This is a genomic window from Streptomyces sp. NPDC021622 (genome assembly GCF_040640795.1).
In the GTDB taxonomy this organism is placed as follows: domain Bacteria; phylum Actinomycetota; class Actinomycetes; order Streptomycetales; family Streptomycetaceae; genus Streptomyces.
The window spans coordinates 274550-291826 of record NZ_JBFACK010000007.1; the positions used below are offsets into that span (position 1 = coordinate 274550).

Annotated in this window: 21 protein-coding genes and 1 riboswitch; of the genes, 15 read left to right on the forward strand and 6 right to left on the reverse strand. The window is 71.1% G+C overall.

Translation table 11 applies throughout. The annotated features are described in order from the left end of the window. Positions 1-4 precede the first annotated feature (4 nt). From AB0G47_RS16700 to AB0G47_RS16710, 3 genes are all read left to right on the forward strand, one after another. Positions 5-313, forward strand: coding sequence for a hypothetical protein (locus AB0G47_RS16700; protein WP_360769706.1), 309 nt, complete (start codon positions 5-7; stop codon positions 311-313). A 364-nt stretch (positions 314-677) separates the two neighbouring features. Beyond that, a riboswitch (cyclic di-AMP (ydaO/yuaA leader) is annotated at positions 678-844 on the forward strand. A 3-nt stretch (positions 845-847) separates the two neighbouring features. Continuing rightward, complete coding sequence (locus AB0G47_RS16705) at positions 848-1321, forward strand: C40 family peptidase (RefSeq protein ID WP_360769709.1); 474 nt, start codon at positions 848-850, stop codon at positions 1319-1321. Between the two features lie 98 nt (positions 1322-1419). After that, positions 1420-1953 carry a DUF6328 family protein gene (locus AB0G47_RS16710; RefSeq protein WP_360769712.1) on the forward strand — a complete coding sequence of 178 codons (534 nt, stop codon included), beginning with the start codon at positions 1420-1422 and terminating at the stop codon, positions 1951-1953. Here AB0G47_RS16710 and AB0G47_RS16715 read toward each other — a convergent pair. After that, positions 1931-2557 (reverse strand): LysE family transporter, encoded by a 627-nt coding sequence (locus tag AB0G47_RS16715; RefSeq protein ID WP_360769715.1) that lies wholly within the window; start codon positions 2555-2557, stop codon positions 1931-1933. The genes AB0G47_RS16710 and AB0G47_RS16715 overlap by 23 nt on opposite strands. 129 nt (positions 2558-2686) lie before the next feature. Here AB0G47_RS16715 and AB0G47_RS16720 point away from each other — a divergent pair, with 129 nt between their 5' ends. Next, the gene (locus tag AB0G47_RS16720; RefSeq protein ID WP_360769718.1) at positions 2687-3598 is read left to right on the forward strand and encodes a LysR family transcriptional regulator; all 912 of its coding nucleotides are present in this window, start codon (positions 2687-2689) and stop codon (positions 3596-3598) included. Here AB0G47_RS16720 and AB0G47_RS16725 read toward each other — a convergent pair. After that, positions 3587-4048, reverse strand: coding sequence for an ATP-binding protein (locus AB0G47_RS16725; protein ID WP_360769721.1), 462 nt, complete (start codon positions 4046-4048; stop codon positions 3587-3589). The two genes, AB0G47_RS16720 and AB0G47_RS16725, sit on opposite strands and share 12 nt — an antisense overlap. A 273-nt stretch (positions 4049-4321) precedes the next feature. Between AB0G47_RS16725 and AB0G47_RS16730 the strand changes: the two genes are divergently transcribed. After that, positions 4322-5182 (forward strand): helix-turn-helix transcriptional regulator, encoded by an 861-nt coding sequence (locus AB0G47_RS16730; protein ID WP_360769724.1) that lies wholly within the window; start codon positions 4322-4324, stop codon positions 5180-5182. 9 nt (positions 5183-5191) lie between these two features. After that, positions 5192-5416 (forward strand): DUF397 domain-containing protein, encoded by a 225-nt coding sequence (locus AB0G47_RS16735; RefSeq protein ID WP_360769726.1) that lies wholly within the window; start codon positions 5192-5194, stop codon positions 5414-5416. Between the two features lie 18 nt (positions 5417-5434). Here AB0G47_RS16735 and AB0G47_RS16740 read toward each other — a convergent pair whose 3' ends face one another. Then, positions 5435-6577 (reverse strand): 8-amino-7-oxononanoate synthase, encoded by a 1143-nt coding sequence (locus AB0G47_RS16740; RefSeq protein ID WP_360769729.1) that lies wholly within the window; start codon positions 6575-6577, stop codon positions 5435-5437. Positions 6578-6752: 175 nt separating this feature from the next. Here AB0G47_RS16740 and bioB point away from each other — a divergent pair, with 175 nt between their 5' ends. The 5 genes from bioB to AB0G47_RS16765 all read left to right on the forward strand — a co-directional run bounded on the left by bioB (position 6753) and on the right by AB0G47_RS16765 (position 11334). Next, entirely contained in the window at positions 6753-8024 is a 1272-nt protein-coding gene (gene bioB, locus AB0G47_RS16745; protein ID WP_360769731.1) for a biotin synthase BioB, read from the forward strand. Further along, positions 8017-9306 carry an adenosylmethionine--8-amino-7-oxononanoate transaminase gene (locus tag AB0G47_RS16750; protein WP_360769733.1) on the forward strand — a complete coding sequence of 430 codons (1290 nt, stop codon included), beginning with the start codon at positions 8017-8019 and terminating at the stop codon, positions 9304-9306. Before bioB ends, AB0G47_RS16750 begins: the two co-directional genes overlap by 8 nt. Before the next feature lies 1 nt (position 9307). Further along, complete coding sequence (locus AB0G47_RS16755) at positions 9308-9457, forward strand: hypothetical protein (protein WP_360769736.1); 150 nt, start codon at positions 9308-9310, stop codon at positions 9455-9457. After that, positions 9454-10188, forward strand: coding sequence for a dethiobiotin synthase (gene bioD / locus AB0G47_RS16760; protein ID WP_360769738.1), 735 nt, complete (start codon positions 9454-9456; stop codon positions 10186-10188). The genes AB0G47_RS16755 and bioD overlap by 4 nt, the downstream gene beginning before the upstream one ends. Before the next feature lie 474 nt (positions 10189-10662). Then, positions 10663-11334, forward strand: coding sequence for a class I SAM-dependent methyltransferase (locus AB0G47_RS16765; RefSeq protein ID WP_360769740.1), 672 nt, complete (start codon positions 10663-10665; stop codon positions 11332-11334). 16 nt (positions 11335-11350) lie between these two features. Here AB0G47_RS16765 and AB0G47_RS16770 read toward each other — a convergent pair whose 3' ends face one another. Beyond that, positions 11351-11713, reverse strand: a complete 363-nt coding sequence (locus AB0G47_RS16770) for a VOC family protein (RefSeq protein ID WP_360769743.1) — start codon at positions 11711-11713, stop codon at positions 11351-11353. 48 nt (positions 11714-11761) lie between these two features. Between AB0G47_RS16770 and AB0G47_RS16775 the strand changes: the two genes are divergently transcribed. Then, positions 11762-12112, forward strand: a complete 351-nt coding sequence (locus tag AB0G47_RS16775) for a VOC family protein (protein WP_360769746.1) — start codon at positions 11762-11764, stop codon at positions 12110-12112. A gap of 38 nt (positions 12113-12150) precedes the next feature. On the opposite strand, the gene AB0G47_RS16780 is transcribed toward AB0G47_RS16775, so the two are convergent. After that, positions 12151-12522, reverse strand: a complete 372-nt coding sequence (locus tag AB0G47_RS16780) for a fic family toxin-antitoxin system, toxin component (RefSeq protein WP_360769749.1) — start codon at positions 12520-12522, stop codon at positions 12151-12153. Positions 12523-12526: 4 nt separating this feature from the next. Next, positions 12527-12754, reverse strand: coding sequence for an antitoxin (locus AB0G47_RS16785; protein WP_135330050.1), 228 nt, complete (start codon positions 12752-12754; stop codon positions 12527-12529). Between the two features lie 167 nt (positions 12755-12921). On the opposite strand from AB0G47_RS16785, the gene AB0G47_RS16790 reads away from it, so the two are divergent. Genes AB0G47_RS16790 through AB0G47_RS16800 form a run of 3 tightly spaced genes read left to right on the forward strand, consistent with a single transcriptional unit; the run spans position 12922 to position 17258 of the window. Continuing rightward, complete coding sequence (locus AB0G47_RS16790; protein WP_266873751.1) at positions 12922-13740, forward strand: ABC transporter ATP-binding protein; 819 nt, start codon at positions 12922-12924, stop codon at positions 13738-13740. A 14-nt stretch (positions 13741-13754) separates the two neighbouring features. Continuing rightward, the gene (locus tag AB0G47_RS16795; RefSeq protein WP_360769753.1) at positions 13755-16319 is read left to right on the forward strand and encodes an FtsX-like permease family protein; all 2565 of its coding nucleotides are present in this window, start codon (positions 13755-13757) and stop codon (positions 16317-16319) included. A 48-nt stretch (positions 16320-16367) separates the two neighbouring features. Then, on the forward strand, positions 16368-17258 hold the full coding sequence (locus tag AB0G47_RS16800) for an LLM class F420-dependent oxidoreductase (RefSeq protein ID WP_360769755.1): 891 nt from the start codon (positions 16368-16370) through the stop codon (positions 17256-17258). The last annotated feature ends 19 nt before the right edge of the window (positions 17259-17277 follow it).

The window sequence follows — 17277 nt, forward strand, 5'->3', positions numbered from 1 at the left end:
GGTGATGCTGCCGCCCGAACTGCCTCCGCTGCCCGCACTGACCCGCGCCGAGGGCGAGTTGATCGACCGGTACCTCGAAGTGGTCGATCTGCTGGGCCGAATCAACCCCGCCCGCGCGTCCGACACGTACGGCGGACTGCGCGCAGCCCAGGCCCTGGTCGCCAGCGCCACCGCGCTGCGGGACGCGCTGACGCTGATGCACCAGCGGGGCGAGAGTGCCGTGCACGCACCGACGTTGGCCCGGGCGCTGCGCGTGCTCGACGGGGAGCGGCGGTCCTGCCGGGTCACCGTGCCGCCCCCTTCGGCGCCCTGATCCCCCCTCAAGTCGGTTGCCCGGCAGGTCTGCAGCGTCCGGGGCCGGTCTTAAACGGACCAGACGGGCTACCCCGTTCGGCGTAGCAGGTCGTCGTCAACGGGGTCGGCCACAGTTGCGTCAGCGGTGTACGCGACGGCCGGAATGACTCCTTCCGCTGCTGGTAGAGCGATCGTCGAGCCCTGCGAAGGGTGCCCTTATCCGGCGTTGTCCACCTGAACGGTTCAGCCGTGAGTAGCCTCACAAAACGCCGTTTCGGCTCGGTTTTCTGGCCGTTGACGGGTCAAGATCCCTTCCGACGACAAGCCCCCGCCACAGCGGCGGGGCGGTCCGGGCGGACGCCGAGTCCTGCCGCCGCCCGGATGCCCGGTCGACATCGGTGCACCGGCAGGAGTGGAGGACCCAGGCACGACGGGTCGGTCCGGAAGGTCCGGACAACGGCCCTTGGGGTGAAGCCGCACACCGCGGCCGGGCAACTTTGTCAGCCCGAATCCGACAGGTCATCCTTCACAGGCGGCTGACGAAGGGTTGCGCATGACCGCGCTGAATCATGTTCCGTCGCTGCTCACCAGGGCCGGTTGCGCATCGGCTCTCACGCTCGCCGTCGTCGGCGGCACCCTCGTGGCCCCAGGGCTCACGACGGAGGCCCAGGCCGCGACACACGGAACGAAGGCCCTGAAGATCGCAGCGTCCAAGAAGGGCTCGCCCTACCGCTACGGAGCCACGGGGCCCAACCGGTTCGACTGCTCGGGCCTGACGCTCTACTCGTTCAAGCGCGCCGGCAAGAAGCTCCCACGCACCGCCGCACAGCAGTACAACAGGACCCGGCACATCTCCGCGTCCAACCGCTCCCGCGGCGACCTGGTCTTCTTCCACTCCGGCCGGAACGTCTACCACGTCGGCATCTACGCGGGCAAGGGCCGGATCTGGCACGCCCCGAAGTCGAACACCGTGGTGCGGCTCGAGAAGATCTGGACCAAGAGCGTCTCGTACGGCAGGGTGCGCTGACCTGCCGCCGGGCGGCGGCGGCCGGCTCCTCGGCCGGCGCGCCGTCGCCCGGCGCGTCCGCCACGCGTGGAGCGCGCCGACCCGGATACTCGTGCGGCATGGCCGACGACAACGCCTCCCACGCCGCTCACGACACCCGCAACGAGACGCCGTTCGAGCGCGCGGACCGCAACTTCTCCGAGATTCTCCAGGAGTTGAGGGTCACGCAGACCGGCGTGCAGATCCTCTTCGCGTTCCTGCTGACCCTCGCCTTCACGCCGCGCTTCCCGTCCCTGGACGACGTGCAGCGCGCCACCTACGTCACCACGCTGCTGCTCGCCGTCCTTGCGGCGGCCCTGTTCACGGCGCCGGCCGCGGTGCACCGGGCGCTGTTCCAGCAGAAGTCCAAGCCGCTGATCGTGCGGGTCTCTTCGCATCTCGCCAGGGCCGGCTTGGCCGTCCTGATGTTCGCCCTCGCCGGATCGGTGCTCCTGGTCGTGGACGTGGCGGTCGGCCGCACCGGCGGGATCATCGCGAGCGCGGGCACGCTGCTCGTGTGCGGGGGCCTGTGGGGCGTGCTCCCCGGCGTACTCCCCCGCCTGGCGCGCCGCACGGCCGCACGGTCGGACGTCACGCCAGAGCCGCCTCGATGAGCAGCACCAGGCCGAGGAGGCTCAGCGCGCCGCCGGTGACGCCCTCGATCGCCCGGGCGGTACGCGGCCGGCGCAGCCGGCGGCCGAGCCGGTCCACCAGGAGCGCGACGACCGGGAACCACACCAGGGCGAGCGCAACGACGATGGACGCGAGCAGCAGGGTCCTGGGCATCGCGGGACTGCCCGCGGGCACGAACTGGGGCAGCACGCTGAGGAACGTGATGGGTGCCTTGGGGTTGAGGGCATTGGTGAGGAACCCCTGCCGCAGGCTGCCCCCCACCGCCGTCGCCTCCTCCCCGGGCGCACCGGCACTCCGCCGCGCCCGCGCCGCCGACCGCAGGGCGCGGTAGCCCAGGTAGAGCACATAGCCGCCGCCGACGATCTGCAGCGCCCGGAAGAGCGTCGGCACTGCCGCGAGCACCGCCGCGACCCCGGCCACCGCGAGCGCCGTGTGCACCAGGAGCCCGCCCGCGACACCGATGGCGCAGGTGACCCCGGCGCGGCGGGAGGCGAGGGCGTTGCGCACCACCACGGCGAAGTCGGCGCCCGGCATGGCGACCATGCCCGCGGCGACTCCGGTGAAGGCAACCAGTTGTGCGTCCATGGCCCCCAGCCTGCCGTTCTTCTGCCTTCAGCAGGTATGTGGAATATCCTGGGCCTGCCTTAAGCAGGCGTTTACCCCCACGTCGACGGCCGGGCCGACCCGGCGTCAGCACCTGCACCGGGAGACACCATGTACGACCCGACGCGGCTCGCCGCACTGGTGGCGGTCTCCGAGGCCGGGTCGATCACCCGCGCCGCCGAGCGCCTCGGCTACACCGTGCCCGCCCTCTCCCAGCAGCTGGCCAAGCTGGAGCGGGAGGCGGGCACCCCGCTCCTCGTCCGGCATCACCGCGGGGCGCGGCTGACCGGTGCGGGCGAGCTGCTGCTGGCCCGGGCGCGCCGGGTCCTGGACGAGATGGAGCGGGCGCGGCACGAACTGGCGCAGCTGACGGGCCTGTCCGGCGGCCGGCTGCGCGTGGGGACCTTCACCACGGCAGGGATCCATCTCGTGCCGCCCGCGCTGACCGCGTTCCGCCGTGCCCATCCGGACATCGAGCTGACGCTGCGGGGCTATGAGCCGCCGCTCGGTGTGGCGGCCGTGGCGGCGGGCGAGGTCGACCTGGCGCTCACGCACACCTATGAGCCGTCGGATCCGGTGCCGTTGCCCGCCTCCGTGAGCGCGGAGCCGGTCCTGGTCGAGGAATTGGTCCTGGTGACATCGCCCGGGCACGCGCTCGCGGGCCTCTCGTCGCGGCTGCCGCTCGCCGAGCTGGCCGGGCAGCCGCTGATCAGCATGGCGCCGACGCATCCGCCCCGGCACGGCGTGGAGTCGGCGCTCGCGCGGGCCGGGGCGACCCCCTCGGTGCTTGTCGAGACTCCGGGCTACGCGCTGGTGTGCGCGCTGGTCAGCGCCGGCCTCGGCGTCGCCGTCGTACCGGAGATGGTGGCACGGACGGCGGCCACCCCGGTGGGGGTCCGGCCGCTGGAGCCGGGGAGCCTCCGCCGTACGATCTCGGTCGTCCACCGCACCGACGGTTCGCATCCGGCGGCCGACACCTTCCGGGCCCTGCTCCGTGGGGCGTTCGGGCGCTCAGCGGGTTGAGGTCGAGGGCGACGGCACCTCGCCCCGGACCGCCCCCGTCCACGGCAGCGCGATCCAGACCGTCTTGCCGCCCTCGGGGGTGGGGGTGACCGAAAGTCTGCCGCCGCATTCGGCGGTCAGCCAGCGGATGATCACCATGCCGCGGCCGTTGTCCTGCTGGACCGCGGCGGGCAGCCGCTTGGGGTAGCGGGGGTGACTGTCGGTGACGCCGATGCGCAGCTGCTCCTCGCGGGCCAGTTCGATGCCCACGGTGAAGGTGGGCGACTGCCCCAGGGTGTGCTGCACGGCGTTGGTTGCCAGTTCGGAGACGATGAGCCGGACGGTGTCGGCCACTTCCGCGTCGCCGGGCAGGCCCCACTCCGTGAGGACGTTCGACACGTACTTCCGGGCCGCGGGGACCGAGGCAGGATCGCTCGGCAGGGTGACGGATGCTTCCTGAAGGTCTGCCATGGCGACGCTGTCCCTTTCCCACCGGGACTGGACTCCGACTCGTAGCGGAAGACACGAGGACAGTCCCGGAATGGTGCTTCGCGCCAGACTGCCACTACTGGGCCCCTCACGTGTGGCGATCCACCGAGATGTGCATATATCTGTCGCTCAAAGCGGTGAACTCTGCTACGGCAGACCGTATTTGGGCGCGAGACCGGCACTTCCTCTACTGTCGCCCGTGAGAGGTCGTGGGGAGGCCGGAAAAAGGGAAGCTCCGTCGGAAAGGAGACGGACATGCAGCACGGTCCCGCGGTGCGCCGCCGCAAGCTCGGCGCCGAACTGCGCGCTCTGCGCACGCTCGCGGGGCTCACCAGCGGCCAGGCCGCGAGCCGGGTCGGCTGGCACCAGTCGAAGGTGAGCAGGATCGAGACCGGGCGTAGCGGTGTCAAGGCCGCGGACGTACATCTCCTCCTCGACGCGTACGAGGTGAAGGATGCCCAACTCCGTCAGTTGCTGGTGGCGTTGGCGGGCGCCGACGACCGCGGCGGGCGTCACCACTGGTGGCACGCCTACCGCGGGCTGCTGCCACCGGCGTACCGCGATTTCATCAGTCTGGAATCACAGGCCTGCCGCGTCCGCACCCTGGAGACCAATGTCGTGCCCGGTCTGCTCCAGACGCCCGACTACGCGCGAGTGGTGACCCGGGCCGCGCTGGACGGCCTGCCGGACGAGCAGGTGGACGCGCTGGTGGAGGTGCGTCTGGCCCGCCAGGACGTGCTGCGCGCGAGACGGCCGCTGCGACTGAGCGTGATCCTGGACGAATCGGTGCTGCACCGGCAGATCGGCGGGGCGCAGGTGCTCGCGGGGCAACTGAAGCGGTTACAGGAGGCGGCACAGTTGCCCCATGTGCGGTTGCAGGTGCTGCCGTTCGCCGCGGGAGAGCACAAGGGACTCCTCGGTTCTTTCGTTATCTTCTCATTTCCGAACATTGCTGATCTGGATGTGGTTGTTCTCGACCATTTGACGAGTAGCCTCTACCTCGAACGGAAAGAAGACCTCCAGGCATACACGGATGCCTTCAACTCCCTTCTAGGACAAGCACTTTCACCCGAGGAATCAACGGATCACATCGCCGGGATAGGTGACGGCGCGTAAGGAGGCACCATGACTGCCCTGCCTCGGTACGTTTCCGACAGCACGTCTCTGCACGGCGCACGGTGGCAGCGCAGCAGCCACAGCAACGGAATGAACAACTGCGTCGAGACAGCCCCGCTGACTTCAGGGCCGAAGTCGGGACTGCTCGCCGTGCGCGACTCCAAGCACACCGCAGGGCCCGCCCTGCTCTTCCCGCACGCCACCTGGGAGGCCTTCGTCCACGGCCTCCGGTGACGGGCGGACCCCCGGTGACTACCGGGGTGCGGTGCGGCTGATCACTCGTACGGCATCGGCAATCTGCGCGCCGGTGAGATCCGCACGGGCGGTCAGCCGCAACCGCGAGATCCCGTCCGGGACCGACGGCGGACGGAAGCAGCCGACGGCCAGGCCCGCGCCGCGGCAGTCGGCGGCCCAGCGCACGGCGGCTTCCGGCGACGGGGCGCGCACCGAGACGACGGCCGCGTCGGGACGCACCGCCTGCAGACCTTCCGCCGTGAGGCGTTCATGCAGCTCGGCCGCGACCGCGCGGGCCCGCGCCGCCCGCTCGGGCTCGGCGCGCAGCAGCCGCAGCGCGGCCAGCGCGGCACCGACGGCGGCCGGGGCGAGCCCCGTGTCGAAGATGAAGGTGCGGGCCGCGTTGATCAGGTGGTCGATGACCTTGGCGGGGCCGAGCACCGCGCCGCCCTGGCTGCCGAAGGACTTCGACAGGGTGACCGTGGCCACGGTGTGCGGGCTGCCCGCGAGCCCGGCCGCCTGCGGTGCGCCGCGGCCGCCGTCGCCGAGCACGCCGAGGCCGTGGGCGTCGTCGACGATCAACCCGGCACCGAACTCACCGGCGGCGGCGGAGAGTTCGGCCAGCGGGGCCGCGTCGCCGTCCACCGAGAAGACCGTGTCCGACACGACGACCGCCGGGCCGCGGTGGCCGTCGAGGGTCTTGCGCACCGCGGCGGGATCGGCGTGCGGAACCACCTGGGTCGTGCCGCGCGCGAGACGGCAGCCGTCGATCAGCGAGGCGTGATTGCCCCCGTCGGAGACGATCAGCGAGCCGTGCGGGGCGAGCGCCGTGACCGCGGCGAGGTTCGCTGCGTATCCGGAGGACAGCACGAGGGCGGACTCGAAACCGCAGAACTCGGCAAGTTCGCGCTCAAGCGCCGCGTGCAGCTCGGTGGATCCCGTCACCAGGCGCGATCCGGTCGCCCCGCCGCCCCAGCGGCGCGCCGCGGCCGCCGCGCCCTCGGTGATCTCGGGGTGCCGCGCCAGGCCCAGGTAGTCGTTGCTCGCCAGGTCGAGGAGGCCAGGCGCGTCGGCGGGGCGGGGACGCAGAGTGCGGACGAGTCCGGCCCGTGCGCGCAGGCTCGCCTGCTCGTCGATCCAGTCGAACGGCGAGCTCGCCATGGGATTCCTCCGGGGCATGGTCAGGGCCGGTTGCAGACGGTGCGTTTGTAGACAGTGCACAGACCCTAGCCGTCCGGCCACCAGGCCAGGATGTGGCAATACCCACACCTCAAAGCGTTTCTGTTGTGCGAACTCTCCTTGGAAAGGCAGGCTCTCGTACGTAAGGATCAGCGCCATGGATCTGCTGAACACGCTGGTGGACAAGGGGCTTCGGCGCGAGCTGCCGACCCGTGAAGAGGCGCTGGCCGTGCTGGCCACCTCCGACGACGAGCTGCTCGACGTGGTGTCGGCCGCCGGGAAGGTACGGCGCCAGTGGTTCGGGCGACGGGTGAAGCTCAACTATCTGGTCAATCTCAAGTCGGGCCTGTGCCCCGAGGACTGCTCGTACTGTTCGCAGCGCCTCGGCTCCACGGCCGGGATCCTCAAGTACACCTGGCTGAAGCCCGACGAGGCCTCACAGGCCGCCGCCGCGGGTGTCGCGGGCGGCGCCAAGCGGGTCTGCCTGGTCGCCAGCGGCCGCGGGCCGACGGACCGTGACGTCGACCGGGTCTCGCAGACCATCGAGGCGATCAAGGAACAGAACGAGGGCATCGAGGTGTGCGCCTGCCTCGGTCTGCTCTCCGCGGGCCAGGCGGACAAACTGCGCACGGCGGGCGCGGACGCGTACAACCACAATCTCAATACGTCCGAGGGGACGTACGGCGAGATCACCACGACCCACACCTACGCCGACCGCGTGGACACGGTGCAGCAGGCGCAGGCCGCGGGCCTGTCCGCCTGCTCGGGTCTGATCGCGGGCATGGGCGAGACGGACGAGGACCTCGTGGACGTGGTCTACGCGCTGCGCGACCTCGACCCCGACTCGGTGCCGGTCAACTTCCTGATCCCCTTCGAGGGCACCCCGCTGGCCAAGGAGTGGAACCTCACCCCGCAGCGCTGTCTGCGCATCCTCGCGATGGTCCGGTTTGTCTGCCCCGACGTGGAGGTACGCATCGCGGGCGGCCGCGAGGTGCATCTGCGCACGATGCAGCCGCTCGCCCTGCACCTCGCCAACTCGATCTTCCTCGGCGACTATTTGACCAGCGAGGGCCAGGCGGGCAAGACCGACCTGGAGATGATCGCGGACGCCGGCTTCGAGGTCGAGGGCGCGGGCACCGTGACGCTGCCGGAGCACCGCGCGGACGCGATCGCGGCGGCCGGGTGCGGGTCGCACGGGGAGAGCGGGGGCGGCTGCGGGTCGCACGCGGAGAGTGGAGGCGGCTGCGGGTCGCACGGCGGGGGCGGTTGCGGTCCCTGTGGTTCGTCCGAGCCGGCGGAGCAGCCGGAGCCTTCCGTGTCCGCCGAGACCGCAGCTGCCTCCGCGAACCCCGAGACCTCCGAGGCGCGTACGGATCTGGTGGCCGTACGCCGCCGCGGCGCGGGAACGGATCTGGCGCCCAATGCCTGACCTGCCCGTATCCGAGCTGCTCGACCTCGACCGACGTCACGTCTGGCACCCTTACGGCCCCATGCCCGGCCGCCAGGAGCCCCTGGTCGTCGAGTCGGCGAGCGGCGTACGGCTCCGGCTCGCGGACGGCGGGGGCGAACTGGTCGACGGCATGTCGTCCTGGTGGTCGGCGATCCACGGCTACAACCACCCGGTGCTCAACGACGCGGTCCGCGGCCAGCTGGAGCGGATGAGCCATGTCATGTTCGGCGGGCTCACCCATGAGCCCGCGATCGGCCTCGCGAAGCGCCTTGTCGACATGTCACCCGCAGGCCTCGAGCATGTCTTCCTCGCGGACTCCGGTTCGGTGTCGGTCGAGGTCGCCGTCAAGATGTGCCTGCAGCACTGGCGCTCGCTGGGCCGTCCCGCCAAGCGGCGGATGCTGACCTGGCGCGGCGGCTACCACGGCGACACCTGGCAGCCGATGGCGGTGTGCGACCCCGATGGCGGCATGCACGAGCTGTGGCAGGGCGTGCTGCCCCAGCAGGTCTTCGCTGACGCCCCTCCGGCGGGTTTCGATGCGCACGACGATGTGTACGCGGAGCACCTGCGGGAGCTGATCGGGCGGCACGCCGACGAGCTCGCCGCGGTCATCGTGGAACCGGTGGTGCAGGGCGCGGGCGGGATGCGGTTCCACTCCCCCGCCTATCTGCGGGTGCTGCGCGAGGCGTGCGACGAGCACGACGTGCTGCTCGTCTTCGACGAGATCGCGACGGGGTTCGGCCGCACGGGGCGGCTGTTCGCCGCGGACCACGCGGGCGTCACGCCCGACGTCATGTGCGTGGGCAAGGCCCTGACCGGCGGCTATCTGACGATGGCGGCCACGCTGTGCACGGCGAGGGTCGCCGACGGCATCTCGCGCGGCGAGGTGCCGGTGCTTGCCCACGGCCCCACCTTCATGGGCAATCCGCTCGCCGCCGCGGTGGCCTGCGCCTCGATCGACCTGCTGCTCGGGCAGGACTGGCAGACCGAGGTCAAGCGCATCGAGACGGGCCTGCGCGGCACGCTCGGCGAGGCGGCAGCGCTGCCGGGCGTACGGGACGTACGCGTGCTCGGCGCGATCGGTGTCGTCCAGCTGGACCACCCGGTCGACATGGCAGCGGCCACGCGCGCCGCGACACGCGAAGGCGTGTGGGTACGACCGTTCCGCGACCTGATCTACACGATGCCGCCCTTCATCACGGGCGACGACGACGTGGCACGGATCGGGCGCGCCGTATGCGCGGCAGCAAAGGAGGCCTGACATGACAGTCCTCGTGGCGTCCGGCACAGGCACCAAAAACAGCAAGACCGTCACAACAACCACCACGCCCACCGCCACACGCGAAGGGCTGCAGGTACGTGACACGCATCGGCCACGCCGCATGCGCGGCAGCAAGGGAGGCCTGACATGACGGTCCTCGTCGTGTCCGGCACGGGCACCGAGATCGGGAAGACCGTGACGACGGCCGCGGTGGCCGCACTCGCGGTCGCCGCGGGGCGGAGCGTCGCCGTGCTCAAGCCCGCGCAGACCGGGGTCGCGCCCGGTGAGCCGGGGGACGCTCAAGAGGTGGTGCGCCTTGCTGGCGATGCCGTCACCACCCTCGAACTGGCCCGCTTTCCCGAGCCGTTGGCGCCGAACACCGCCGCGCGGCGGGCCGGGATGGCGCCGATCCGCCCGCACGAAGTGGCCGACGCTGCCGAGAAGTTGGCGGCCGAGCACGATCTGGTCCTGGTCGAGGGCGCGGGCGGTCTGCTCGTCCGCTACGACGACGAGGGGGCGACCCTGGCCGATGCCGCCCGGCTGCTTGCCGCGCCGGTCCTTGTCGTCGCGTCGGCGGGCCTCGGCACGCTCAACACGACGACGCTGACCGCGGAGGCGCTCCGCTCCCGCGGTCTCACCCCCCTGGGAGTGACGGTCGGCAGCTGGCCGGCCGCCCCGGACCTGGCATCCCGCTGCAACCTGGCGGACCTGCCGCAGGCGGCGGGCACGAAGCTCCTGGGCGCGGTGCCGGCGGGGGCGGGCACCCTCTCGGGGCCCGACTTCCGCACCCGAGCGGGCAGTTGGCTGGGCCCCGAACTGGGCGGGAAGTGGGACGCGGCGGCTTTCACTGCACGGGAGGCGCCCGGGGCGCGGGGAGTCTGACGCTTTCCCGCCCACCCACCCGATCACTCTGCGGTATCGGGTGGGTGGGCGGGAAAGTCTTGGCGGAGGCGGGCGCAGGGGCTGGGATGGCCCGGGGCAGAGGCGTCCCGTTCGCCCGTTCCCCCTTCACGGCACGGGAAGCACCGGGGGCGAGGGAAGCCTGCGGGGCAGTGGGCTTACGCGGGGGAAGATTTCGGAGCCCGTCGTTCCGTCTCCCTGAGGGGCCCCGGCGCCGAGCACGCCAGGCCGCGGCCCGGTGGCTTTCGCGCAGTCGGGTCGCAGCGGTGGCCGCGCAGCCCGCGCCCCAGCAGCTGCCGCACCGCCAGAGCCCAAGCCCGGCACCTGCCCCCGCGGGGCGCCCTCGGTGGCGTAACCCCAGAGCCCCGTCGGCCCGACTCGCTGCGTTCGGCGTGGGGGAAACCGGCCCCGGCGGGGCACCATTGCGGTATCCGCTCACCCTGCTGAGGAGTGCCCATGTCGCCTCGCTCCGCCAAGGCTGTGCCCCGGGACGCCGTGCACCACCCGGTCTTCGCCCGTTTCTACGCACGTCAGAGCGTGGCCGCCGAGCGCGTGGTCGGCGCCCACCGCAAGGAGCTGCTCGCCGGGCTCTCCGGTCGTGTGATCGAGGTCGGCGCGGGCAACGGCCTGAACTTCGCGTACTACCCCACCGCCGTGTCGGAGGTCGTGGCGATCGAACCGGAGCGCCTTCTGCGGCAGTTGGCCGCGTCCGCGGCCGTGCGGGCCGAGGTCCCGGTCGACGTGGTGCCGGGTGCGGCCGAGGCCCTGCCCGTCAAGAGCGAGGCGTTCGACGGGGCGGTGGCCTCCCTGGTGCTGTGCAGTGTGCGCGACGTGCCCCGCGCCCTCGCCGAGCTGCGGCGCGTCCTGCGGCCCGGCGGCGAGCTGCGGTTCTTCGAGCACGGCGTGGCGCCGGGCGCGGCGATGGCGCGTACGCAGCGGATCCTGGACCGTACGGTCTGGCCCTTGTTCTTCGGCGGCTGTCACGTCGCGCGGGACCCGCTGGCCGCGCTGCGGGACGCGGGGTTCGAGATCGGCCCGTACCGGCGCTTCCTGGTGCCCGCGAAAGGGCCACGGCTGCCCACTTCGTACTGCGTGCTCGGCTCCGCCCGCCGGCCAGAAGAAGACTGAGAGCCCCGACGGGGCGTCAGACCGGCTGCGTGAGGTTGATCTTGTTGCCGTCCGGGTCCTTGATGTGCCCGACGCGCTGCCCCCACGGCATGTCGTTGGGCGGCGCGAGCACCTCTCCCCCGAGGGGCTCGACGTGCTTCAGGCGGTCGTCCACGCTCTCCACCGCCACACTCAGGAGCATCCGCTGCGGCGTATCCAGCGGCACTTCCTTGTTCGAGACGATGCCGAGTTCCGAGTCGCCGATGCGCAGGTTCACGAAGAACGTGGGCCCTTCCTCCGGCACGCGCGACACCTCCTCGGCGCCGAGCAGTTCCTTGTAGAACCGCAGCAGGCGGTCCAGGTCAGGGGTGACGATCATCGGCTGGATGGCGGCAGACATCTGCGTCCTCCTACGGCTCGGCAGTCTCGTCGAACCTATCCTCACCGCATGATCAATGGTGCCCACATCATCGTCTACAGCAACGACGCGGAGGCCGACCGCGCCTTCTTCCGCGACGTACTGGAGTACCCGCACGTCGACGCCGGCGGCGGCTGGCTCATCTTCAGGCTGCCGCCCGCCGAGGTCGCCGTACATCCCACTCCGGGCCCGGAGTCGCACGAGCTCTATCTCATGTGTGACGACGTGGAGGGGACGGTGCGTCAACTGACCGGCAGGGGCGTCCGGTTCACCCAGCCGGTGACCGACGCGGGCTGGGGTCTCCTCACCCGGTTCAAGCTGCCGGGCGGCGGCGAGGTCGGCCTGTACGAGCCGCGCCACGAGCGGGCCACCGAGCTCTGAGAACCGGTTTCTGAGAACCGGTTTCGGTCGCGCCGCGGTCACAGGCTCCACTGCCGCAGCACGTCCGCGATGGCGTGCACGCTCGCGTCGTCCTCCTTGACCAGACGGGCGAGGTCGCGCACCTGCTCGGCGGATGTGACGACCTTGAGCCCGCTCGCGACGAGATAGGCGTAGGCCGCGGACACGGCGAACAGGGCGTTGGAGCGTTCCAGGGCGGGGATGTGCAGGAGCATCTGGAGCAGGGCGGCGGCGCGGTCGTGCGGGCTCTCGTAGACGGGTACGCCGAATATCTCCGCCTCGTGCCGGCTGACGGCGGCCACCAGGGCACCCCAGTCGGTGACCTGCGGGTCTCCGGGCGTCTTGTGTTCGGCGATCATCAAAAGCCAGGCAAGATCGATTCTGAGGTTCAAGGGCTTAACGTCGACCCTCGCGCTCGGGACCGAACTCTTCGACGAACACGGATTCGTACTGCTTCATGAAGTCGGCGGCCGCCTCGACGAAGGTGTGCCCCACTTCGCCCGCGTCCTGCTTGACCAGTTCCTCGATGTACCGGTTGACGCTCATCCCGCGGGCCAGCGCGCGCTCTCTCGCGGCCCGGGCGGTGCCCTCGTCCACCCGTACGTTCAGCTGAGTCTTCGCCATGCCATCAAGCTAGCGCCGCGCCGCTAGCACCCGCAAGAGAGCCAATACCGTGCCCCTTACATACGTCTCAGGGGCACGACCTCGGAGGGATACCGGGCGCCCGTCCCCACCCTCTACTCTCGGCAGGGTCACGGGAGTTGGAACCGGCCACAACCCAGGAGGCGGCCTTGTCCACACCTGCTTCGGCACCGGCCACGGACCGCTCGGAGCCCGCCGGCGTTGCCGCACGCGCGCGTGGCCTGACCAAGGCGTACGGATCCGGCGAGACGACGGTGCTCGCCCTCGACTCGGTCGACGTGGACATCGCACGCGGGCGGTTCACGGCGGTCATGGGCCCGTCCGGCTCGGGGAAGTCCACGCTGATGCACCTCCTGGCCGGGCTCGACACCGTTTCGGCAGGCCAGGTGTGGCTCGGCGACACCGAGATCACAGGGCTCAAGGAGCGGGAGCTGACGCAGCTGCGGCGGGACCGCATCGGGTTCATGTTCCAGTCCTTCAACCTCATCCCCACCCTCAACGCCCTGGAGAACATCACGCTGCCGATGGACATCGCGGGACAGCGCCCCGACCGGGAATGGCTGGAGCACGTCATCGACACGCTGGGCCTGCGCGACCGTCTCAAGCACCGGCCCGCCCAGCTGTCCGGCGGGCAGCAGCAGCGTGTGGCCTGCGCGCGGGCGCTCGCGTCCCGCCCGGAGCTGATCTTCGCCGACGAGCCGACAGGGAACCTCGACTCGCGCGCGGGCCTCGAAGTGCTCGGCTTCCTGCGCGAAGCGGTCGACAAGCTGGAGCAGACGGTCGTCATGGTCACCCACGACCCGGGCGCGGCCGCCCACGCCGACCTGGTGCTCTTCCTCGCGGACGGCAGGATCGTCGACGAAATGCCGCGCCCGACGGCGGAGTCGGTCCTGGAGCGCCTGAAACGGTTCGACGTGATCCACGCACAGCCCCGTGACGGCGCGGACAGCACGACCGACGAGAGCTGAGGCGGGGCGCGGCCATGCTGAAGGCGACACTCCGCAGTTTTCTCGCGCACAAGGGCAGGCTGCTGCTCTCCGCGCTCGCCGTGATCCTCTCGGTGGCGTTCGTCGCGGGCAGCCTGATCTTCTCGGACACGGTGGCCCGCACCTTCGACCGGCTCTTCGCCTCGACGTCGGCCGATGTGACCGTCGAGCCGAAGGAGGACCTCGACGAGGCGATCCCGTCGGGGCAGACGCCGACGATCCCGGCGAGCCTCGCCGACCGGGTGTCGAAGGTCGACGGGGTGGCAAGGACCCGTATCGACGCGGCCGTCGACAACATCACCGTCGTCGACAGCGAGAACGAATCGGTGGGACCGACCACCGGCGCGCCCACCATCGCCACGAACTGGCTGGTCACCGACCGCAGCCCGGTCGAGCTGACATCGGGGCACGCGCCGCGCGGCAAGGACCAGGCGCTGCTCGACGCGGACACCGCCGACAAGAAGGACGTGGAGATCGGCGACACCCTCACGGTGCTCGCCGCTCCCGGCTCCTTCAAGGTCGAGGTCGTCGGCATCGTCACGTTCACCACCACCAACCCCGGCGCGGCCCTGGTCTACCTCGACACCCCGACCGCCCAGCGTGAACTCCTGGGCGACAAGGACGCCGCGACGGGCATCTCGGTGGACGCCGCCGCGGGCGTGAGCGACACCGTCCTCAAGCGCCGTGTCGCGGCCGAGCTCGGCTCCGGCTACGACCTGAAGACCGCCGACGAACAGGCCGATTCGGCGGCGTCCGAGCTCGGCGGATTCCTCGACGTCATCAAGTACGTGATGCTCGGCTTCGCCGGGATCGCCGTCCTGGTCGGCATCTTCCTGATCGTCAACACGTTCTCGATGCTCATCGCGCAGCGCACCCGTGAACTGGGCCTGCTGCGGGCGCTGGGCGCCGACCGCCGGCAGGTCCGCCGTTCCGTCCTGACCGAGGCGGTGCTGCTGGGCGCGGTCGGCTCGACGGTGGGGCTCGCGGTGGGCATCGGTCTCGCGGCCGGTCTCATCGAGCTGATGGGCCTGCTCGGGATGAACCTGAAGTCCACCGAGATGGTCATCGGGTGGGCGACTCCCGTGGCTTCGTACGTCGTCGGGGTGGGCGTCACGTTCGTCGCGGCGTATCTCCCGGCGCGGCGCGCGGCGCAGGTCTCGCCGATGGCGGCACTGGCCGATGCCGAAATCGCGGGTGTGGGGCGGCCGTTGAAGGTGCGCGCGGTGATCGGCTCGGTGGTCGCGCTGGCGGGGGCCGCCGCCCTGGTGGGCTGTGCGACGTCCGAGAAGACCTCGTCGGCGGCGTCCCTGCTCGGGCTCGGCCTGGTTCTGACGCTCATCGCCACCGTCATCGCGGGACCGCTTCTGGTGCGCCCGGTGATCCGGGTCCTGGGCGGCGCGTTCCCCGCCGTGTTCGGTTCCATCGGGCGGATGAGCCAGCGCAACGCGCTGCGCAATCCGCGCCGCACCGGGGCCACGGCGGCCGCGCTGATGGTGGGGCTTGCCCTGGTGACCGGCATGTCGGTGGCGAGCGCGTCCATGACCAAGTCCTTCGACCAGCAGATCGACCGGACCCTCGGCGCCGACTTCGTCGTACAGAACAGCAATTTCATCCCGTTCTCGAAGGAGATCACCCAGAAGGTGCGGGACACCGAGGGCGCCGGGCTCGTCGTGCGGCAGCGGTTCACTCCGGTGAAGGTGGCGATGCCGGACGGGAAGAGCGTGGAGACGACCGCCGCGGGCTACGACAAGCGGCTGGACGACGTCGCCCGCATCACGTACGTGGCGGGCGGGTCCGCGCAGGCGCTCGCGCCCGGGAACATCGCCATGGAGCGGGACTTCGCCGACAAGCACGAGGTCCGCGTGGGAGAGAAGCTGCCGGTGGAGTTCCCCGGCGGGCGCAGGACCGAGCTGACCGTGGGCGCGCTCACCGACCAGGAGGGCGCCGAGGGCTTCGGTGTGGAGGGCGGGCTCTTCTTCGGCATCGGCACGGTCGAGGAGTACGTACCGGGCGGCCAGGAGTCCGCGGTGTACGTGAACGCGGCCCCGGGCACGGAGCCCGATGCGCTGCGCGACCGCCTGGAGAAGTCACTCGACCCGTATCCGCAGGTGCAGGTCCGTGACCAGGCCGACTACAAGGAGCTGATCCGCGAGCAGATCGCCGTGATGCTCTATCTCGTGTACGCGCTCCTGGGGCTCGCGATCATCATCGCGGTGCTCGGCGTCGTCAACACCCTTGCCCTGTCGGTCGTCGAGCGCACCCGTGAGATCGGCCTGCTGCGGGCCATCGGTCTCGCGCGGCGGCAGCTGCGCCGGATGATCCGCCTGGAGTCGGTGGTGATCGCCGTGTTCGGCGCGCTGCTCGGGCTCGCGCTCGGTCTGGTGTGGGGGGTCTCCGCGCAGCAGGTGCTCGCCCTGCAGGACATGAAGGCGTTCGCGATCCCCTGGTCGACGGTGATCGCGGTGGTCCTTGGATCGGTGGTCGTCGGGCTCGCGGCGGCGCTGCTCCCCGCGCTGCGTGCATCGCGCATGAATGTGCTGGCGGCCATCGCGCACGAGTGATGGACTGGGCGCCGCTGTGCCAACTGCCCCTGCGCGCAAGGAGAGTTCATGGTTCGCCCGTTCCGTTTCGGCGTCAACATGCTCGCGCCGTCCACCGGCGACGCGTGGCGCAAGAAGTGCCGCAAGGCCGAGGAACTCGGCTACGACGTGATCCTGGTCGCCGACCATCTGGGCATGCCCGCACCGTTCCCCTCGGTCATCGCCGCGGCGGAGGCCACCGAGCGGCCCCGCGTCGGCACGTTCGTCCTCAACGCCGGGTTCTGGAACCCGGCGCTGCTCGCCCGTGAGGTGGCGACCACGGACGCGCTCACCGGCGGCCGCTTCGAGCTCGGCCTCGGCACCGGATACGTACAGGCGGAACACGACAAGGCGGGCCTGCCCTGGGGGACGCCGGGCGAGCGCGTGGACCATCTCCGGTACACCGTCGAGGAGTTGGACCGGCTCTTCGCCTCCGCCGAGCACCAGCCGCAGCCCGTGCAGCGGCCCCGTCCGCCGGTGGTGATCGGCGGCAACGGCGACCGGATGCTGAAACTGACCGCGCAGCACGCCGACATAGCCGCGTTCTCCGGGGCGCGGGCGGTGCCGGGCGACACCGCGGGCAAGATGACCCACCTCACGGCCGACGAGCTGGAGGAGCGCGTCGCCACCTACCGGCGCTTCGCGGCGGACCGCGCGGAACCGGCCGAGCTGAACTTCCTCGGCCAGCTGGTCGCGGTCACCGACGACCCGCGCGCGGCGGTCAGGCCCCTGCTTGAACACGTCCCGCACCTCACCGAGGACGAGGCGCTCGCCCTGCCGCACCTCCTGGTCGGCTCCGTACGGGACATCGCCGATCAAGTGCGTGCGCAGCGGGAGCGCTTCGGCTTCTCGTATCTGACGATCCTCGAGCCGTACTTCGAGGCGTTCGGCCCGGTCATCGAGGAGCTGCGCGGTGAGTGAGGCGCTGGGCTGCGAGTGA

Bases quoted from the DNA above. Each gene is read 5' to 3' on its own strand.
- AB0G47_RS16800 (WP_360769755.1), top strand. From the start codon at position 16,368: ATGGTTCGCCCGTTCCGTTTCGGCGTCAACATGCTCGCGCCGTCCACC.
- AB0G47_RS16750 (WP_360769733.1), top strand. From the start codon at position 8,017: ATGCCTGACCTGCCCGTATCCGAGCTGCTCGACCTCGACCGACGTCAC.
- AB0G47_RS16765 (WP_360769740.1), top strand. From the start codon at position 10,663: ATGTCGCCTCGCTCCGCCAAGGCTGTGCCCCGGGACGCCGTGCACCAC.
- AB0G47_RS16770 (WP_360769743.1), bottom strand. From the start codon at position 11,713: ATGTCTGCCGCCATCCAGCCGATGATCGTCACCCCTGACCTGGACCGC.
- AB0G47_RS16795 (WP_360769753.1), top strand. From the start codon at position 13,755: ATGCTGAAGGCGACACTCCGCAGTTTTCTCGCGCACAAGGGCAGGCTG.
- AB0G47_RS16700 (WP_360769706.1), top strand. From the start codon at position 5: ATGCTGCCGCCCGAACTGCCTCCGCTGCCCGCACTGACCCGCGCCGAG.
- AB0G47_RS16715 (WP_360769715.1), bottom strand. From the start codon at position 2,557: ATGGACGCACAACTGGTTGCCTTCACCGGAGTCGCCGCGGGCATGGTC.
- AB0G47_RS16720 (WP_360769718.1), top strand. From the start codon at position 2,687: ATGTACGACCCGACGCGGCTCGCCGCACTGGTGGCGGTCTCCGAGGCC.
- AB0G47_RS16740 (WP_360769729.1), bottom strand. From the start codon at position 6,577: ATGGCGAGCTCGCCGTTCGACTGGATCGACGAGCAGGCGAGCCTGCGC.
- bioB (WP_360769731.1), top strand. From the start codon at position 6,753: ATGGATCTGCTGAACACGCTGGTGGACAAGGGGCTTCGGCGCGAGCTG.
- AB0G47_RS16775 (WP_360769746.1), top strand. From the start codon at position 11,762: ATGATCAATGGTGCCCACATCATCGTCTACAGCAACGACGCGGAGGCC.
- bioD (WP_360769738.1), top strand. From the start codon at position 9,454: ATGACGGTCCTCGTCGTGTCCGGCACGGGCACCGAGATCGGGAAGACC.
- AB0G47_RS16735 (WP_360769726.1), top strand. From the start codon at position 5,192: ATGACTGCCCTGCCTCGGTACGTTTCCGACAGCACGTCTCTGCACGGC.
- AB0G47_RS16755 (WP_360769736.1), top strand. From the start codon at position 9,308: ATGACAGTCCTCGTGGCGTCCGGCACAGGCACCAAAAACAGCAAGACC.
- AB0G47_RS16730 (WP_360769724.1), top strand. From the start codon at position 4,322: ATGCAGCACGGTCCCGCGGTGCGCCGCCGCAAGCTCGGCGCCGAACTG.
- AB0G47_RS16710 (WP_360769712.1), top strand. From the start codon at position 1,420: ATGGCCGACGACAACGCCTCCCACGCCGCTCACGACACCCGCAACGAG.
- AB0G47_RS16705 (WP_360769709.1), top strand. From the start codon at position 848: ATGACCGCGCTGAATCATGTTCCGTCGCTGCTCACCAGGGCCGGTTGC.
- AB0G47_RS16785 (WP_135330050.1), bottom strand. From the start codon at position 12,754: ATGGCGAAGACTCAGCTGAACGTACGGGTGGACGAGGGCACCGCCCGG.
- AB0G47_RS16725 (WP_360769721.1), bottom strand. From the start codon at position 4,048: ATGGCAGACCTTCAGGAAGCATCCGTCACCCTGCCGAGCGATCCTGCC.